16 protein-coding genes and 1 pseudogene are annotated in these 14,614 nt (G+C 54.6%); 11 read left to right on the top strand and 6 right to left on the bottom strand.

The window, feature by feature from the left end:
* Positions 1-133: 133 nt before the first annotated feature.
* Positions 134-2,698: a DNA gyrase subunit A gene (gyrA, locus tag ACL7TT_RS11125; RefSeq protein WP_413395439.1), complete on the bottom strand. Its 2,565-nt coding sequence runs from the start codon at positions 2,696-2,698 to the stop codon at positions 134-136.
* 187 nt (positions 2,699-2,885) lie between these two features.
* Between gyrA and ACL7TT_RS11120 the strand changes: the two genes are divergently transcribed.
* The 4 genes from ACL7TT_RS11120 (at position 2,886) to ACL7TT_RS11105 (ending at position 6,473) form a co-directional block, all read left to right on the top strand.
* Positions 2,886-4,211, top strand: a complete 1,326-nt coding sequence (locus ACL7TT_RS11120) for a TRZ/ATZ family hydrolase (RefSeq protein WP_413395438.1) — start codon at positions 2,886-2,888, stop codon at positions 4,209-4,211.
* Between the two features lie 72 nt (positions 4,212-4,283).
* Complete coding sequence (ubiG, locus tag ACL7TT_RS11115) at positions 4,284-4,988, top strand: bifunctional 2-polyprenyl-6-hydroxyphenol methylase/3-demethylubiquinol 3-O-methyltransferase UbiG (protein ID WP_413395436.1); 705 nt, start codon at positions 4,284-4,286, stop codon at positions 4,986-4,988.
* A 13-nt stretch (positions 4,989-5,001) separates the two neighbouring features.
* The gene (locus ACL7TT_RS11110; RefSeq protein WP_299946024.1) at positions 5,002-5,673 is read left to right on the top strand and encodes an HAD family hydrolase; all 672 of its coding nucleotides are present in this window, start codon (positions 5,002-5,004) and stop codon (positions 5,671-5,673) included.
* Between the two features lie 41 nt (positions 5,674-5,714).
* Entirely contained in the window at positions 5,715-6,473 is a 759-nt protein-coding gene (locus ACL7TT_RS11105) for a YciK family oxidoreductase (protein ID WP_413395435.1), read from the top strand.
* 66 nt (positions 6,474-6,539) lie between these two features.
* Here ACL7TT_RS11105 and ACL7TT_RS11100 read toward each other — a convergent pair whose 3' ends face one another.
* Positions 6,540-6,872 carry a hypothetical protein gene (locus ACL7TT_RS11100; RefSeq protein WP_413395434.1) on the bottom strand — a complete coding sequence of 111 codons (333 nt, stop codon included), beginning with the start codon at positions 6,870-6,872 and terminating at the stop codon, positions 6,540-6,542.
* A gap of 42 nt (positions 6,873-6,914) precedes the next feature.
* Here ACL7TT_RS11100 and ACL7TT_RS11095 point away from each other — a divergent pair, with 42 nt between their 5' ends.
* From ACL7TT_RS11095 to ACL7TT_RS11075, 5 genes and pseudogenes are all read left to right on the top strand, one after another.
* Positions 6,915-7,532 (top strand): hypothetical protein, encoded by a 618-nt coding sequence (locus tag ACL7TT_RS11095; protein ID WP_413395433.1) that lies wholly within the window; start codon positions 6,915-6,917, stop codon positions 7,530-7,532.
* A 215-nt stretch (positions 7,533-7,747) separates the two neighbouring features.
* On the top strand, positions 7,748-8,887 hold the full coding sequence (locus ACL7TT_RS11090) for a sigma-70 family RNA polymerase sigma factor (RefSeq protein WP_413395432.1): 1,140 nt from the start codon (positions 7,748-7,750) through the stop codon (positions 8,885-8,887).
* Between the two features lie 163 nt (positions 8,888-9,050).
* A complete protein-coding gene (locus ACL7TT_RS11085) occupies positions 9,051-9,635 on the top strand; it encodes an acyloxyacyl hydrolase (protein ID WP_413395431.1) in 585 nt (194 codons plus the stop codon).
* A 155-nt stretch (positions 9,636-9,790) separates the two neighbouring features.
* The gene (locus ACL7TT_RS11080; protein WP_413395429.1) at positions 9,791-9,949 is read left to right on the top strand and encodes a SymE family type I addiction module toxin; all 159 of its coding nucleotides are present in this window, start codon (positions 9,791-9,793) and stop codon (positions 9,947-9,949) included.
* Between the two features lie 31 nt (positions 9,950-9,980).
* Positions 9,981-10,522 (top strand): annotated as a pseudogene (locus ACL7TT_RS11075) (RNA 2'-phosphotransferase).
* Here ACL7TT_RS11075 and ACL7TT_RS11070 read toward each other — a convergent pair.
* From ACL7TT_RS11070 to ACL7TT_RS11055, 4 genes are all read right to left on the bottom strand, one after another.
* The gene (locus ACL7TT_RS11070; protein ID WP_413395428.1) at positions 10,508-10,912 is read right to left on the bottom strand and encodes a hypothetical protein; all 405 of its coding nucleotides are present in this window, start codon (positions 10,910-10,912) and stop codon (positions 10,508-10,510) included. The pseudogene ACL7TT_RS11075 and the gene ACL7TT_RS11070 overlap by 15 nt on opposite strands.
* 1 nt (position 10,913) lies before the next feature.
* Positions 10,914-11,423, bottom strand: coding sequence for a hypothetical protein (locus ACL7TT_RS11065; RefSeq protein WP_413395426.1), 510 nt, complete (start codon positions 11,421-11,423; stop codon positions 10,914-10,916).
* Positions 11,424-11,820: 397 nt separating this feature from the next.
* Positions 11,821-12,429, bottom strand: a complete 609-nt coding sequence (locus ACL7TT_RS11060) for a hypothetical protein (RefSeq protein ID WP_413395424.1) — start codon at positions 12,427-12,429, stop codon at positions 11,821-11,823.
* Positions 12,354-13,646 (bottom strand): CHC2 zinc finger domain-containing protein, encoded by a 1,293-nt coding sequence (locus ACL7TT_RS11055; RefSeq protein WP_413395423.1) that lies wholly within the window; start codon positions 13,644-13,646, stop codon positions 12,354-12,356. The genes ACL7TT_RS11060 and ACL7TT_RS11055 overlap by 76 nt, the downstream gene beginning before the upstream one ends.
* 134 nt (positions 13,647-13,780) lie before the next feature.
* On the opposite strand from ACL7TT_RS11055, the gene ACL7TT_RS11050 reads away from it, so the two are divergent.
* Both ACL7TT_RS11050 and ACL7TT_RS11045 read left to right on the top strand, forming a co-directional pair.
* Positions 13,781-14,137 (top strand): helix-turn-helix domain-containing protein, encoded by a 357-nt coding sequence (locus ACL7TT_RS11050; protein ID WP_413395421.1) that lies wholly within the window; start codon positions 13,781-13,783, stop codon positions 14,135-14,137.
* A gap of 78 nt (positions 14,138-14,215) precedes the next feature.
* Positions 14,216-14,461, top strand: coding sequence for a SymE family type I addiction module toxin (locus ACL7TT_RS11045; protein ID WP_413395420.1), 246 nt, complete (start codon positions 14,216-14,218; stop codon positions 14,459-14,461).
* Positions 14,462-14,614: the final 153 nt, after the last annotated feature.

The following is a 14,614-nucleotide window of genomic DNA, read 5'->3' as shown; positions in this document are numbered from 1 at the left end:
ATAACTAGATGCACCAACGCACAAACTGTCATTCTGGGAGATGGGCCTTTCGCTTTGGCGCCTTTTTTAGGGTGCCTGAGGCAAGAAAGGCCGCGATAAACGCAGCCTTTCACAGGAGTGCCTAGGGCGTGGGTCACGCCGGCCCTCCGCGATCTTCGCTAACCTCTTCCGTCTCCTCAATACGCCCGAGTCCCACGAGTTTCTCGCCAACCTTCAAGCGTATAACCCGCACCCCCTGGGTATTGCGCCCAAGGATAGAGACTTCGTCAACCCGCGTGCGTACCAGAGTGCCCTGGTCGGAGATCAACATCATCTCTTCGCCCGGATGCACCTGACAAGCCCCGATCAGGGCGCCGTTGCGCTCACTTTCAGCGATGGCAATCACGCCCTGGGTGCCACGCCCCTTGGTGGGGAAGTCCTCAATTGCTGTGCGCTTGCCGAATCCCTTCTCGGTCGCCATCATCACCGAGCCACCCTCTTGCGGAATCACCATAGCGATCACCTGCTGACCGCCCTGCATTCGGATGCCTCGAACGCCCCGTGAGACACGCCCCATGGAGCGGACATTGCGCTCGGAAAAACGGGCAGCTTTGCCGGCACTGGTAAACAGCACCACATCGCGCTGGCCATCGGTAATCGCCGTGGCCACCAGGCGGTCCCCGTCTTCCAGTTCGATAGCGCGCAAACCGACGCTGCGCGGGCGCGCAAAGGCCGTTAACGGTGTTTTCTTCACAGTGCCGTTAGCGGTGGTGAAGAAAATAAAATGATTTTCGTCATATTCAGACACCGGCATCATGCTGCTGATGCGCTCACCCTCTTCCAGTGGCAACATATTGACTATGGGACGCCCTCGGGAGGCACGGCCGGCAGTTGGCACTTCATAGACTTTGAGCCAGTAGACCTTACCCTTGTTGGAGAAGCACAGGAGGGTATCGTGGGAGTTGGCAATCAGCAGGTGCTCGACAAAGTCCTCACTTTTCACCTGGGTCGCCGACTTACCCATACCGCCGCGGCGCTGGGCCTGGTAATCGGTCAAGGGCTGGCTCTTGGCATAGCCGCCGTGAGAGATGGTTACCACCTTGTCTTCCGGGGTGATCAGGTCTTCTACGGTCAGGTCCTGGCGGGAAGCCACGATATCGGTAAGGCGCTCATCCCCAAAATTCGTATCAAGCTGCGCCAGCTCCTCGCGAATCACCGCCATCAGGCGCTCGAAGCTAGCGAGGATATGCAGGTATTCGGCGATTTGTTTCAGCCGCTCCTGATACTCAGCCAACAGTTTATCGTGTTCCATTCCCGTCAAACGGTGCAGACGCAGCTCGAGAATAGCCTGAGTTTGTGCAGGGGACAGATAGTAAGCGCCATCCTCGCGCAAACCGAACGCTTTTGGCAGGTCGTCCGGGCGGCAGGCATTGGCACCGGCACGCGCCAGAAACTGCTGTACATTGCCTACCGCCCAACCCTTGGCCAACAGCGCCTCGCGGGCATCGGCCGGGGTTGCGGAGGACTTGATCAGCTCGATCACCGGGTCGATATTGGCGATGGCAATCGCCAGTCCCTCCAGAATATGGCCGCGCTCGCGGGCCTTGCGCAACTGGTAGACTGTACGGCGTGTAACCACTTCCCGGCGATGGCGCACAAAGTGCTCCAGCAGCTCTTTCAGGTTCAGGATCTTGGGCTGACCATCTACCAGGGCAACCATATTGATGCCAAACACACTCTCCAGTTGGGTTTGTGAGTAGAGATTGTTCAGAACCACATCGCCCAGCTCACCACGCTTCAGCTCAATCACGACACGCAGGCCGTCCTTGTCCGACTCGTCGCGCAGCTCCGAGATACCCTCGATCTTCTTCTCTTTGACCAGCTCGGCGATACGCTCAATCAGGCGGGCCTTGTTCAACTGGTAGGGAATCTCTGTGATCACAATGGTTTCGCGATTGCTCTTATCATCGCGAATCACATCCGCTTTGGCGCGCACATAAATACGGCCGCGGCCGGTGCGGTAGGCCATCAGGATGCCGGCGCGGCCATTGATGATGGCCCCGGTGGGAAAATCCGGTCCGGGGACATACGCCATCAGGTCATCAACCGTAAGCGTCGGGTTGTCGATCAGGGCCAGACAAGCCTTGATGACTTCACTCAGGTTGTGGGGGGGGATATTCGTGGCCATTCCCACGGCGATACCGGAAGAGCCATTGACCAGCAGGTTGGGTACCCGTGAGGGTAACACTTCCGGCATCTGCTCGGAGCCATCGTAGTTATCAACGAAATTGACGGTTTCCTTGTCGAGATCCGACAGCAGCTCGTGGGCCAGCTTGTCCATACGGATTTCGGTATAACGCATGGCAGCCGGGCTGTCGCCGTCAATGGAGCCGAAGTTTCCCTGGCCGTCTACCAGGGTGTAACGCAGGGAGAAGGGTTGGGCCATGCGCACAATCGTGTCATATACCGCGGTATCCCCATGGGGATGGTACTTACCGATCACATCGCCAACGACACGTGCCGACTTCTTGTAGGACTTATTCCAGTCGTTTTTGAGTTCGCTCATTGCAAAGAGCACACGGCGGTGTACCGGCTTGAGGCCATCGCGTACATCCGGCAGTGCCCGCCCGACTATCACACTCATGGCATAGTCGAGATAAGACTGCTTGAGCTCTTCCTCGATATTAATCGGAGAGATTTCTTTGGCTAATTCGCCCATGACTTACGGCGTTCCTTGTTATAGCGCGGGCATGAGTACCTGCCCCGGATAAGCGGGCAATTCTAGCATAGTTTGACGCCGCTGGCGGGATGGCCCCGGAACCCCACGGCATCACTGCCCGGTTGCTGCGCTTGTACTCTATCGCTAAAGTGACTCTCCACCTCAGCTGCCATCATCATATAGTCCAATGCACCAATTCGTAGACACCCTGATTCATGCACGCTGGATTATCCCGGTCATTCCAGAGCAAAAAGTGTATGAACACTGCTCCCTGGCCATTGTTCAGGGGCGCATTACAGCATTGCTGCCGTCGGCAGAAGCCAAACTCCGCTTCGCGGCAAAACACGAAATTGACCTTAACCAACACGCACTGATTCCGGGGTTGATCAATACCCACAACCATGCCCCCATGGCACTCTTGCGCGGTTTTGCCGATGACCGCCCGCTCAAGGAGTGGCTCGAACAGCAAATCTGGCCGGTGGAACAGCGCTGGGTGGGCCCGGAGTTTGTGGCAGACGGCAGCCGCCAGGCCATCGCCGAAATGCTGCGTTCAGGCACTACCACCTTCTCCGACCAGTACTTTTTCCCCGAAGCTGTAGCGGTGGCCGCCCGCGAGAGCGGTATCCGCGCCCACATCGCCTTCCCGGTGCTGGACGGTCCGAACCCCTGGAGCCGCCACAGCGAGGAGGCGCTACACAAGGGTCTGTCCCTGCGCGATGACTACCGCGCACACGAGCGTATCGAAGTGGTTTTTGCCCCCCATGCTCCCTATACCGTCGGGGACCAGACCCTGGAAAAAATCGCGGTATACGCTGCCGAAGCACAGATCCCGGTACAAATACACCTGCACGAGACCTATCGGGAAGTCGAGAATGCCCTGGCACAATCTGGGGAGCGCCCTACCGAGAGGCTGTTGCGCATGGGCCTGATGGGACCGCAGACCCTCTGCGTGCATATGGTGGCAGCCAATGAGCAGGATATAGAGCTACTGAAAATGAGCGGCGCCCATGTCGCACACTGCCCATCCTCCAACCTTAAACTGGCATCGGGTTTTTGCCCCGCCAGCGAAATGCTCAAGGCGGGTATTAACGTCTCCCTAGGAACCGATGGCGCCGCCAGCAATAACCGCCAGGATTTGTTCGCAGAGGCCAACACCGCCGCACTGCTGGCAAAAGCCGTCAGTGGCAGTGCTGCGTCCCTGCCGGCGCACCAGGCACTCGCGATGGCCACAATTAACGGTGCTCGCGCTCTGGGCATCGAAACCATCGCAGGCAGCCTCGAAGTGGAGAAAAGTGCCGATATCGCGGCTATCGATCTGGGTGGACTGGAGCAGCAACCGGTACACAACCCCCTGTCCCAGTTGATTTATGCCGGTGGAGGACACAAGGTCACGGACGTCTGGGTTGCGGGCAAGCAGCTTTTAAAAGAGCGCCGGCTACAAACTCTGAACGAGACCGAGGTAATCCAGCGGGCACACCTCTGGCGTGATAGAATCGCCGGCGAGGCGCGCTAGACGCGAACGCACCGCCAGTGTCCAATGGCCGGACAGACCCGGCTACTAGCGACGGAGTTTGCAGAAAAGTTCATGAGCAATAATGTAGATCCCGCGGAAATCGCCAAGTTTGAACAGCTCGCCAGCCGCTGGTGGGATAGGGAAGGCGAATTTAAACCACTACACGAAATCAACCCCCTGCGCGCCAATTATATTGACGGGCACGCGCCAGTCGCCAACAGAAAATTGCTGGATGTCGGCTGTGGCGGCGGCATTCTGGCGGAAGCCATGGTCCATCGAGGTGCGGAAGTCACCGCGATTGATATGGGCGAGGCGCCCCTGAACGTCGCCAGATTACATGCCCTTGAAAGCGGCATCGAAGTGGATTACCGCCAGATAACCGCTGAGGCACTGGCTGAAGAAATGCCCGAACACTTTGATATCGTCACCTGTCTGGAGATGCTGGAGCATGTTCCCGACCCCGCCTCGGTCATTTGCGCCTGTGCAAAACTGGTCAAACCCGGCGGCCACCTTTTCTTTTCCACCATCAACCGCACCGCCAAAGGCTGGCTGTTCGCTGTTGTGGGGGCGGAATATCTCCTGCGACTACTCCCCAAAGGTACCCACGAATACGGCAAGTTTGTCCGCCCTTCGGAATTGGGCAAGTGGCTGCGCGAGGCGGGTCTGGCGCTTCGCGATATGACCGGCATGACCTATAACCCGATCACTCGAATCTATAGACTTAACGACCGCGACGTCGATGTGAACTACCTGATGTATGCCAGCAAACCTGAATAAGCAAGCCAAGCGAATGAAAGCGGTTTTATTTGATCTGGACGGCACGCTCCTCGATACGGCGCCGGACTTTATTGTTGTACTCAATCAACTGCGACAACAGGAGCAACTGCCACCCCTGCCCGACGGGATCATTCGAAGTGCGGTCTCCAACGGTTCCCGGGCATTGGTGACCCTGGGATTTGGCAAAAAGGAGGGCGACCCCGGGTTCAACAGCCTGCTGCAGCGTCTGCTGGATCTCTACCTCGCACACCTTGCCGAAAGGACCGTCCCTTTTGCCGGGATAGAGGTCCTGCTGGATACGCTTCTGGCAAACAATATTCCCTGGGGTATTGTGACCAATAAACCGGAGGCTTTTACCCTGCCACTGATGCAGGCCTTCAGCCACCTCCCACCCCCGACCGCAGTTATCTGCCCCGACCACGTCAGGAAATCCAAGCCGGACCCCGAGGCAATCTTGCTTGCCTGCGCTAAAATCGGCTGCGATCCCTCAGAAGCCATTTATATTGGCGATCACAAGCGGGATATTGTCGCCGGCCAGCGTGCAGGCATGCCCACCATCGCCTGCAACTATGGCTACATCGACGCCTCGGAAAACCCTGCCAGTTGGGGGGCGGATCACCTGATCCAATCGGCAGCTGAGATCTGGCCACTGCTGCGACAGCAGTATATTGAACCCAAGCAGTAACACCCGGCCCCAATAGCAGCGGGACAGTATCAGGATTTTTCATGTCAGAATTTTTCGGCAACTATGTCGCGCCCATCAGCCTCCTCAAAGGCAAAGTCATACTCGTCACCGGTGCCGGGGACGGTATCGGCAAAACTGCGGCCAAAACCTTTGCCGCCCATGGGGCAAGTGTCATTCTTTTGGGGCGGACCACAGCAAAGCTCGAGATGGTCTATGACGAGATCGAAGTCTCCGGGGGACCTCAGCCGGCTATTTTTCCCATGGATCTGAACGGGGCCCGTATAGAGGATTTTGACAATCTTGCCGAGGCAATCGAAGGGGAGTTTGGCCGTCTGGATGGCCTTCTGCACAACGCCAGTCTTTTAGGCCAGCGCACACCAATAGCCAACTACCATTTCTCCATCTGGCAGCAGGTGATGCAAGTGAATGTCAACGCGGCATTTGGGCTCACCAAGACGCTACTACCCCTGCTGGAGAAGTCCGAGGCGGGATCAATCATCTTCACAAGCTCAAGCGTTGGCCTGAGAGGACGGGCCTACTGGGGCGCCTATTCCGTATCAAAATTTGCTACAGAAGGATTAATGCAGGTATTGGCAGATGAGTTGGAGGGTGTATCGAATATCCGTGTAAACAGTCTCAACCCAGGCGCCACCCGCACGACAATGCGTGCGAGTGCCTACCCTGCTGAAAACCCTCAGTCGGTAGTGCCCGCCGAGGAAATCATGCCTACCTACTTGTACCTGCTGGGTGATGACAGCCGAGGTCAGAGCGGCAAACACTTCAGCGCGCAGAAGCGCTGAGCCCACTACCAATCCACAAGAAGCCAGGCTCAGCCCGGTTTCTTATGCGCGCACCTTGATCACCACCTACTTTTGGTCCGCTTTGTTATCATCACCTGCCGGACTCCGACTTGATTCGGCATCGCTATCTCCCGGCGCCATGTGCTCGGGAACATCGGCAAAAATATCCCCTTCAAACTCCAATATCTCACTGCCATCATGCATACCAGCGTCTTTAATCCCCTGCTGCTTCTTGCCAGGCTCATTAGGCTGTAATTCCTGGCCCTTCAGGAGCTGGGCCGTCCATCTGTCCCCTGCCCTGGCATAGGCACCCTCTGAAACCGAAAGCTGTAATGCCTCAAAAATGAAGTAGCCTGCAATAGCAGTACAAACGGCAGCAGGAGTAATCAAGCTTTTCATTTTTCGCCCCCGGGTAATGTGAAGTTATGTTTTTTTAGTTGTTTGATAAAGGATCAATTCAGGAAGAGCGGCATCCGCTCCCCTTCTGGAGTTGGACTGTCACCAAGCACCAAATTCCACTGGCAGTTATTTTTCCATGCGCTCCCGATCAATGGTGTGAAAGGCCGCACAATTTTATTTGTTCACTTACCACAACTCGGGCAGAATAGCGGCAATGAATGGCAAGACAGTATCGAAGTGATGAAAGCATTACTCTCGCTCTCCCTGTTGGCCCTACTAGCCCCCGGTATATCTGCCCATACTTTGAGCGAGCAACTCCAGGAGTGCTCCCACATAACGCCCGACAACAGCCGCTTGATATGCTATGACAAGCTTAGCGCTACACTCGGACAACGCGCCGAACAGGATTTTGGCCGTGAGCAGAAACAAATTTCGCAGGCCCCGCAATCTATCGAGGCAACAATCACACATATCCGAGCAAATGCCTACGACAAGCAGATAATCACTTTGGCTAATGGTCAAATTTGGCAACAAATCGATAGCAACCGAATACGCTGGAAGACCGGTAACCGAGTAATTATAGAGCGCGGACTCCTGGGTTCTTTCTTTATGAAACCCGCGGAAGGTAAGCGCAAGATTCGCGTAAAACGATTAAAATAGCCCTCTAACGCCCTATTGGGGACAGAGCCAAATACAGCCCCGCCTATATGCACTCCCCTGCGCCTGCTTTTTAAAAAATAAAAGACTCAAGAGTCACTTTCAAAGTAGGCGCTTATTTCAACATTCAACTATATTTAAAGTGAATTTGGCGCCAAACCGCGCCTGGTCCCAACCGCTTACAGCGTTCACACACTACGTACAGAGAGTTTAGGCATTTGTCCCGAGAAAAGTTTTACTCAAGGGATGAAGATTGGCTGAAGGATACAGACGAAGCCCTATCCGATTCCGGCACAGGTGCCTGTGGCCATGCAGAGCCTGGACCGGATATCGGAGAGATCCCCGCATCAGGGGAGCCGCTCACTGAGAGTGGCAGCACCCCAATGCAAAGCTATCTCAAACACCTGTACCGGCTCGACTTACTCACTCCCGAGGAAGAGCACAGTACCACCTGCCTGCTGCGGGATTTGGAGGACCGATTAATCGCCCTGTTACAACACTATGGCAAACAAGCGGTGCAGTTGCGCAGCGAGGGCGTTGAGCAGAGAGGCAGCACCGGGGCCTATGATCACGGCCTGATCATAGGCCATGCCCAGGAACTGCTGACACTGGGAGCTCTTCTCCCGCGGGACCGCAGTCGGCTGACCGGCTTACTGCAGCGCTTCCAAAAACAGCGCAAAAAACTGATCCAGTGCAACCTGCGCCTGGTCATTGCCATTGCCAAGCGGTTTCGCAATCCGGCTGTGCCCTTTATCGATCTGATTCAGGAGGGCAATGTGGGGTTAATGAAAGCCATAGAGCGCTTTAAACCCCAGATGGGCTATCGCTTCTCAACCTATGCCTACTGGTGGATACAGCAGGAAATCCAGCTGGCTCTGCGCCGCAACGAGGATCTGGTGCGCCAGCCTGCCAATGTCCAGGACGACCTTCGGAGCATATATCGGGCCATTGGCGAAGTGCGCGCGCAGGGTTTGCCGGCCTCGGATGAGAACCTTGCAGGGCATACGGGATTGGACCTGGAACGCATCCAGAGCCTGCTGAAATTGCCCGGCCCCACCGGTTCACTCGACGACCCTGTCGCGGATGATCAAAGCAGTACCCGGCTCGACTATGCGCCCGCCGACGAGCTGTACAACACCGATGCGCTGGTCACCAATCAGGAACTGGCAGAGCGGTTGCGCGAAGCGGTCGAGCGCCTGCCGGCGCGACAGCGCACCGTATTAAATCTGCGTTACGGGCTCGCCTCTGACAGGGACTGCTCTTTTCGTGTGATCGGCGAACAGCTCGGCCTCAGCCAGGAGCGCGCCCGTCAACTCCACTCGGATGCCCTCCGCCAACTGAAACGACAATGGCGATAATACAGTGCCCGCAACCGACCCGCCGCTGGCATCGGTTTCCCCTTGTCGTGTATTTACCCGGCTCTCTGGGGGATCACTCCGCCAGGGTCAACACTCTTGCCACCAACAACATTCCTACTAATCTTAAATACGACTTTTAGCAGTGAGTTACCCAACTGAGGTTATGTGTAAATCTATTGCCGCAAGTGCGCATTGCACCGGAGTGATCAATTGTATACTTCTCGCCATTTGCGGGTTTTCCATCTCCCCAACTGCTTTTGCTGAGCAGGAATTGATTGTCAGTGCCGGCAAGGGGCTCGGAAAGGCTCTGCTGCAGAGAAATTCCATTTCCGCTGCGGAAATGGCGGGCGTGAATTATTCCTATCTCTTTGCCTCATCCGGAAACGCAAGATATCTTTGGCAATGGTGGGGCCAGGGAAGTTACTCCTACCTGCGCCTGGCACACCACAACGAAAATCAACAACAGAATATTGTTGAAATCAAGCCGGTGCTACGCTGGTATCCACGCAATGAGCCCAGCGGTACTTTTGCTGAAGCCGGTGTTGGCGCCTCCTACCTGAGTCGCAGGGATTTTGGTGATATCCAACTCAGTACAAAGCTCAATTTCGCCTTACACTTTGCATTGGGATATCGCTTTTCCAGTGGCCACACCTTGTCTCTGCGTTACAGCCACTTTTCCAATGCTTATACCAATAATCCCAACCCCGGGTTTGATTTTGCCTCACTAAACGGGCACTTTAATTTTTAGTGCTGTTCGAGGAGAGGGTAGCCCTCCGAACTTTAATCGAGGTTAAACGTATTCATTTATTTTCCGTCAGCTCCGAAGGGAGCCCTTCCATCCGCAATGATAAAACAGGCGTACACCTGCGTAAAAGCAAACCCTGCGAAGAGCGCCACATCAAGGTGAACGAGACCTACTATGAATACCGCCTCAAGGCGCAGTCCCCCTACTCCGGCAACCGCTCAGTGCCGTGGATTCAGATGAAAGGCCACTGGCTACGACAAGCCGGTTTTGAGATCAATACGCCGGTCAAGGTCAGGGTGATGGCGGGGTGTCTATAGCGCACCATAGAACATACCGAGCATAAAAAACATGAGTCAAGATTTAAAAAAAACTAGTAAATTTCTAAGCTTCATTCTTCGCCACCAGCCTGACGACATAGGCTTAACCCTTGACTCTCAAGGATGGGCCTCCATTACCGAACTTATCGAAAAAGCGAAGCCTAAAGCAAGTCTCACTAAAGATTTAATTAAAGAGGTTGTCGCATCTAGCGACAAACAGCGCTTTGCTCTTTCTAGCGATGGGCTGTATATCCGTACCAATCAAGGCACTCGATTAAAGTGGACTTAGGCTTAACTCCACAAAAGCCACCACCCGTTCTTTATCATGGAACTGCTAGTCGTTTTGTGGATTCAATAAAACAAGATGGACTAAAAGCTGGGCAGCGACACCACGTCCACTTGTCAGTTGATGTCGCTACGGCCACTGTTGTTGGCCAACGTTATGGAAGTCCCGTAATCTTAAAAGTTGACGCTGGAAATATGTTCAAGCAAGGCTACACATTCTTCCTGTCAGATAACAGTGTGTGGCTAACTAAACATGTTCCTGTACAATATTTATCAACGCTTACTTAAGCTGCCTTGCTTTTCCGGCAACTCCTCCCAAGATTCCGCAACAATTTCATAACATCCATCACTATCAAAATAAATCATGTAGTGATTTAACTTCCACGAGGTGCGCTGATCCTCTGCTGTAGACTCCACCAACTCATTTACTAAACTTGAATTGGAGATTTTAACTAAGCTGTCATAAGCCTTCTCAATCTTCCAAGCCGGACAATGGGATTCAGCGACATGAGAATGAGCCCGAACATTCTTAAAAAGCAAACCGCTGCTATAAATGACACCATCTCTATCGTAGTCAAAATAAAGCTTAAGAATCCTACCAGGAAATTCCAAGTAAACACCCGATACGGATGATGTCGAGGGCTCTGGCAGTGAATAACAATCTGTTGTAATACTCATACTAAAACTCCCCTGCTTGCCTTACCGTTGAAATACCTTCATCCGTCAATTTATTTCTTTTTAATTGTCCGGTAAGCCTTGCCTCATAAGAAGCACTACCAGTTCGATTGACTGCTCTCCACTGGGATCTAGGGATGCCTGCTCTCATCAAAGCTTGGGAAGATCGAGTGTTAAGGATTAATGTATTACCGTTTCTCACTATGTAGTCAATCGGCACATCCGAAACCTTGAGATTTCCTGATTTAATTGCAGCAGCGATATCATCTACTGTCCGCCCTGCAAATTTACCGCCTTCACTAAAAAATTTTCCAAAAGTTTTCTGTGCAAAGTTTGCACCATCAAGCACCCCTTCTGTAGCATTTCTGATAAACAGAAAAGTTCCAAATTTGACTGCCCCGCCGACGACGGCGCCCTCACCTGGAATGCCTTCGAGTAAACGCAGAACTTCTCTGCCGACATCTTTTAAGTCTAGCGAATGATCTATGGTACTAGGCTCATTACCTGTCGGCAATGTAGGAATATCATCAAACGGAGGGCCGTCATTTGAGATGATGGTTTCGTTAATATCACTCTGGCCAAAAGAGTTGTGCCGACGCGGAACCGTCGTTATTTTCCCTACAACCCCAATGCAATCAACGAGTTAAAGAGCGTTTGCGCCAAGGCGCGTATAGATTATCAGGTTACAAACCCCAAGGCACTTTTTCGCTTAACATTGGTGAACCTTGAGCGCGGCGGTGGATGGTGATTAAAACCCCCCGGCTTTATTCCGCGCGCACTGGATAAACTCACAACAGAGTTAGCCCCCTTGGGGGCGCGCCGACAGGCGCGGGGGACAAACACCCTGCGACCAGCCCGGCCTGCCCGCCTTTAGCCGCCTGACATTGGCACAAACTACCTACAAAGCCCATTCACCCCAGCCGGCACAGGGCTTGCCCGTGCCGGCGGGCAGGTGTTGTTCGGGCGGGGAGGTGCGCGCTTTTTAGCGCGCCGGGGGAGGCATGGCTGGGAGAGCGGCCGCTAAGGGAAGATTGCAGCTGGCGCCCTGCTGCGCTTTTACTGCAAGCGGGGTGACAGATGCGAGCTTGCCTTTGCAGCCATCTTTTTGCGCTGTGCAGTTTGGAGCGCAGCGTAGAACTGCCCGCAGCCACGCCTTTCGTGGCGGAGGCGGAGCGGACGGTTTGCGCTGTCCGCCGGCACGGGGCGAGCCTGGCACTTCGCTTTGCGCTTTTTCCTGCAAAGCGTGTGACAGGCGGATGGGTGGCATTGCTCGCGCCCTCTTCTTCGGCAATGGCCAGTATTTTGTGTTTTAAGTTGGTTTCGCCCATGTAAAACAACGATTGCCCGGTCATGGCCGAGTACTGTACCCGTTCGTCTTCCGGTATCAGCGCGAGGATGGATTCCATCAGCGCGCTTTTGCCGGCGGCTGAAGACGATTGGATCATTACCGCCAGGGGCCGCTCCAGTTTTCTGGAGACACAGGCCAGGTAGCCGGTGAGTTTGTTGGTTTCCTCGCCCACCACACCAACCCGGTTACCTGCGTGTGTTGTGCATTTCCCTTAACCTTTTCAACTTCCGGCACCGTGGCCGCGCTGGTAATGACCGGCTTGCTTTTGCCCTTGCCCATCCACTCCGCCTGGCGGATGACCAGCGCCAGGGCTTTTTGCGCTGGCTGCATCTGGTTTGCGTAGTCATTGGCATCCATGCCCTTCGGGAACTGGATACGGAAGCAGTCGATGCCGTGGGACTGGAGTTTTTCCGCCACTTCTGCGGCCGCTTTATCGCCGGCGGCATCGCGGTCGTAGGCGATTAGCACGCGCTGGATTTTGTGGTCGATCAAGGTTTGCAGAAGCTCGTCGGTAAAGCCGTTGGTGCCATAGCTGCTGGTGACATGGCAAAAACCCCAGCGGTAAAACGTCAGCGCGTCGATAAGGGATTCGCACAGGATCACTTCTTCGGTCGCTTTTAGACCGGACCGATTGAACACGCCCTGGTGCGGCCCCGGCAGATACAGGTGTTTGGGCGTGCCCTTGCGCAGGTTGTCCTGCAGCTTGCGGCCATAAATCTCGCTGGCCTGACCGGCGGCATTAAAGACCGGGATCACCAGCGAGCCGTTAAAATGCTCGCGGCCGGTGTCCCGGTAAATCCCCAGCCGCTGCAACTGTTCGCGCAGCTGTTTGCCGGCCTTGCGGTTCTTCTCCGGCAGGCGCAGGCCGAGAGTTCTGTTGGCATAACCCAGTTTAAAGGCGTGGATCAGGGCCGGGTCATTGAGGCCGCGTTTCTTGAGATAGTCTTGCGCGTCGGGGGACTCCAGCAGGGCCTGGTGGTAGAAGTCGATCACCTGGTCCAGTACCGCCCGATCGCCGGCGTCCAACGATACCGGGCTCTCCAGCTTGCGCACGGTGGCCCGTTTGACCGGGGCACTCCCCTTCACAGAAGGGGCGGCAGCTAAGACAGAGACATCATCCCGCAACAACTCCACCGCATGGCGGAAGCTCACTCCCTGGGTTTTTATCACCCAGTCGATCACGGAACCGGCCGCACCGCAGCCAAAGCAGTGAAACAGGTTCGATTTGGGGCTGATGATCAGGCTGGGGGTTTTCTCATCGTGGAAGGGGCAGCGAATGGCGTAATCCTTGCCCCGCTTTTGGGGCTGGTAGCCCTGGCTTTCTATCAGCCGCAACAGGGATACCTCTTCCTTGATGCGCTCCAGCTCATCCGTTGGTATCCGTGCCATATGTATCCCCCTTTTCAGCAAAATCTTGTCAAGGCCATACTTATGGATTATTATGGTACATAGTTATGTATATCTGTGCAACACACTTATAGCCCGGGGTTAGGATAATGGTCACATTAATCAGGACACTCTTGATGATGAGCCTACCCGTCCGACTGATTGCCCTGCGCAAAGACATGGGACTGACCCAGCAACAAATGGCCGATACCATTGGCGTTCATGTCAATAGCCTTAAGAAGTACGAGGCTGGACAAGCCCAGCCCTCATTGGACGCCTTGAAGAAGATGGCCCTAGCCCTTCATGTCAGTACCGACTTCTTGCTATTTGATGAACATGAGCGTGTGCTCAGTGAAGACCTGGCATTACAGCTCGAAGCCGTGAGTCAGATGCCCGCTGATGAGCAGATGGTGGTACGCGAAGTGCTAGAAAGCCTGATTATTAAATACCAGTCCCGGCGCTGGGACTCGGGGAGACAAGCCGCTAAAGGCTGAGGCGTTTACAAGGCGCTGACTGGTTGGGGGGCAACCCAACCAGCCAGCTAACCACAACCCACTGGATTGGAGTGAGTCATGGCTACCGGCAATGGTAAAACAGGCGTACGCCTGCGTAAAAGCAAACCCTGCGAAGAGCGCCACATCAAGGTGAGCGAGACCTACTATGAATACCGTCTCAAGGCGCAGTCCCCCTATTCCGGCAACCGCTCAGTGCCGTGGATTCAGATGAAAGGCCACTGGCTGCGCCAAGCGGGGTTTGAGATCAATACGCCGGTCAAGGTCAGGGTGATGGCGGGGTGTTTGGTGCTGACTGTTGAATAGTCCTACTAAAAGGTAGTGTTCAGAATTCTGTGTCATTTCTTTATCATTAGCAAAAAAGAGATGACCTATGACTAAACATACTTTCGATATGGATGCTGCTATCAAGGCGCTGCGTGAGGGCAAAGACCTCAGCGGCAAAGATGGCATCCTGAC

The sequence above is a fragment of the Microbulbifer jejuensis genome (assembly GCF_047289955.1).
In the GTDB taxonomy this organism is placed as follows: Bacteria; Pseudomonadota; Gammaproteobacteria; order Pseudomonadales; family Cellvibrionaceae; genus Microbulbifer.
The sequence above is the reverse complement of the archived record's forward strand: the minus strand, read 5'-3'. Positions and strand labels throughout refer to the sequence as shown.

Coding starts and splice junctions, on each gene's coding strand:
- gyrA (WP_413395439.1), bottom strand. CDS start 2,698: ATGGGCGAATTAGCCAAAGAAATCTCTCCGATTAATATCGAGGAAGAG.
- ACL7TT_RS11120 (WP_413395438.1), top strand. CDS start 2,886: ATGCACCAATTCGTAGACACCCTGATTCATGCACGCTGGATTATCCCG.
- ubiG (WP_413395436.1), top strand. CDS start 4,284: ATGAGCAATAATGTAGATCCCGCGGAAATCGCCAAGTTTGAACAGCTC.
- ACL7TT_RS11110 (WP_299946024.1), top strand. CDS start 5,002: ATGAAAGCGGTTTTATTTGATCTGGACGGCACGCTCCTCGATACGGCG.
- ACL7TT_RS11105 (WP_413395435.1), top strand. CDS start 5,715: ATGTCAGAATTTTTCGGCAACTATGTCGCGCCCATCAGCCTCCTCAAA.
- ACL7TT_RS11100 (WP_413395434.1), bottom strand. CDS start 6,872: ATGAAAAGCTTGATTACTCCTGCTGCCGTTTGTACTGCTATTGCAGGC.
- ACL7TT_RS11085 (WP_413395431.1), top strand. CDS start 9,051: ATGTGTAAATCTATTGCCGCAAGTGCGCATTGCACCGGAGTGATCAAT.
- ACL7TT_RS11070 (WP_413395428.1), bottom strand. CDS start 10,912: ATGAGTATTACAACAGATTGTTATTCACTGCCAGAGCCCTCGACATCA.
- ACL7TT_RS11055 (WP_413395423.1), bottom strand. CDS start 13,646: ATGGCACGGATACCAACGGATGAGCTGGAGCGCATCAAGGAAGAGGTA.
- ACL7TT_RS11050 (WP_413395421.1), top strand. CDS start 13,781: ATGATGAGCCTACCCGTCCGACTGATTGCCCTGCGCAAAGACATGGGA.
- ACL7TT_RS11045 (WP_413395420.1), top strand. CDS start 14,216: ATGGCTACCGGCAATGGTAAAACAGGCGTACGCCTGCGTAAAAGCAAA.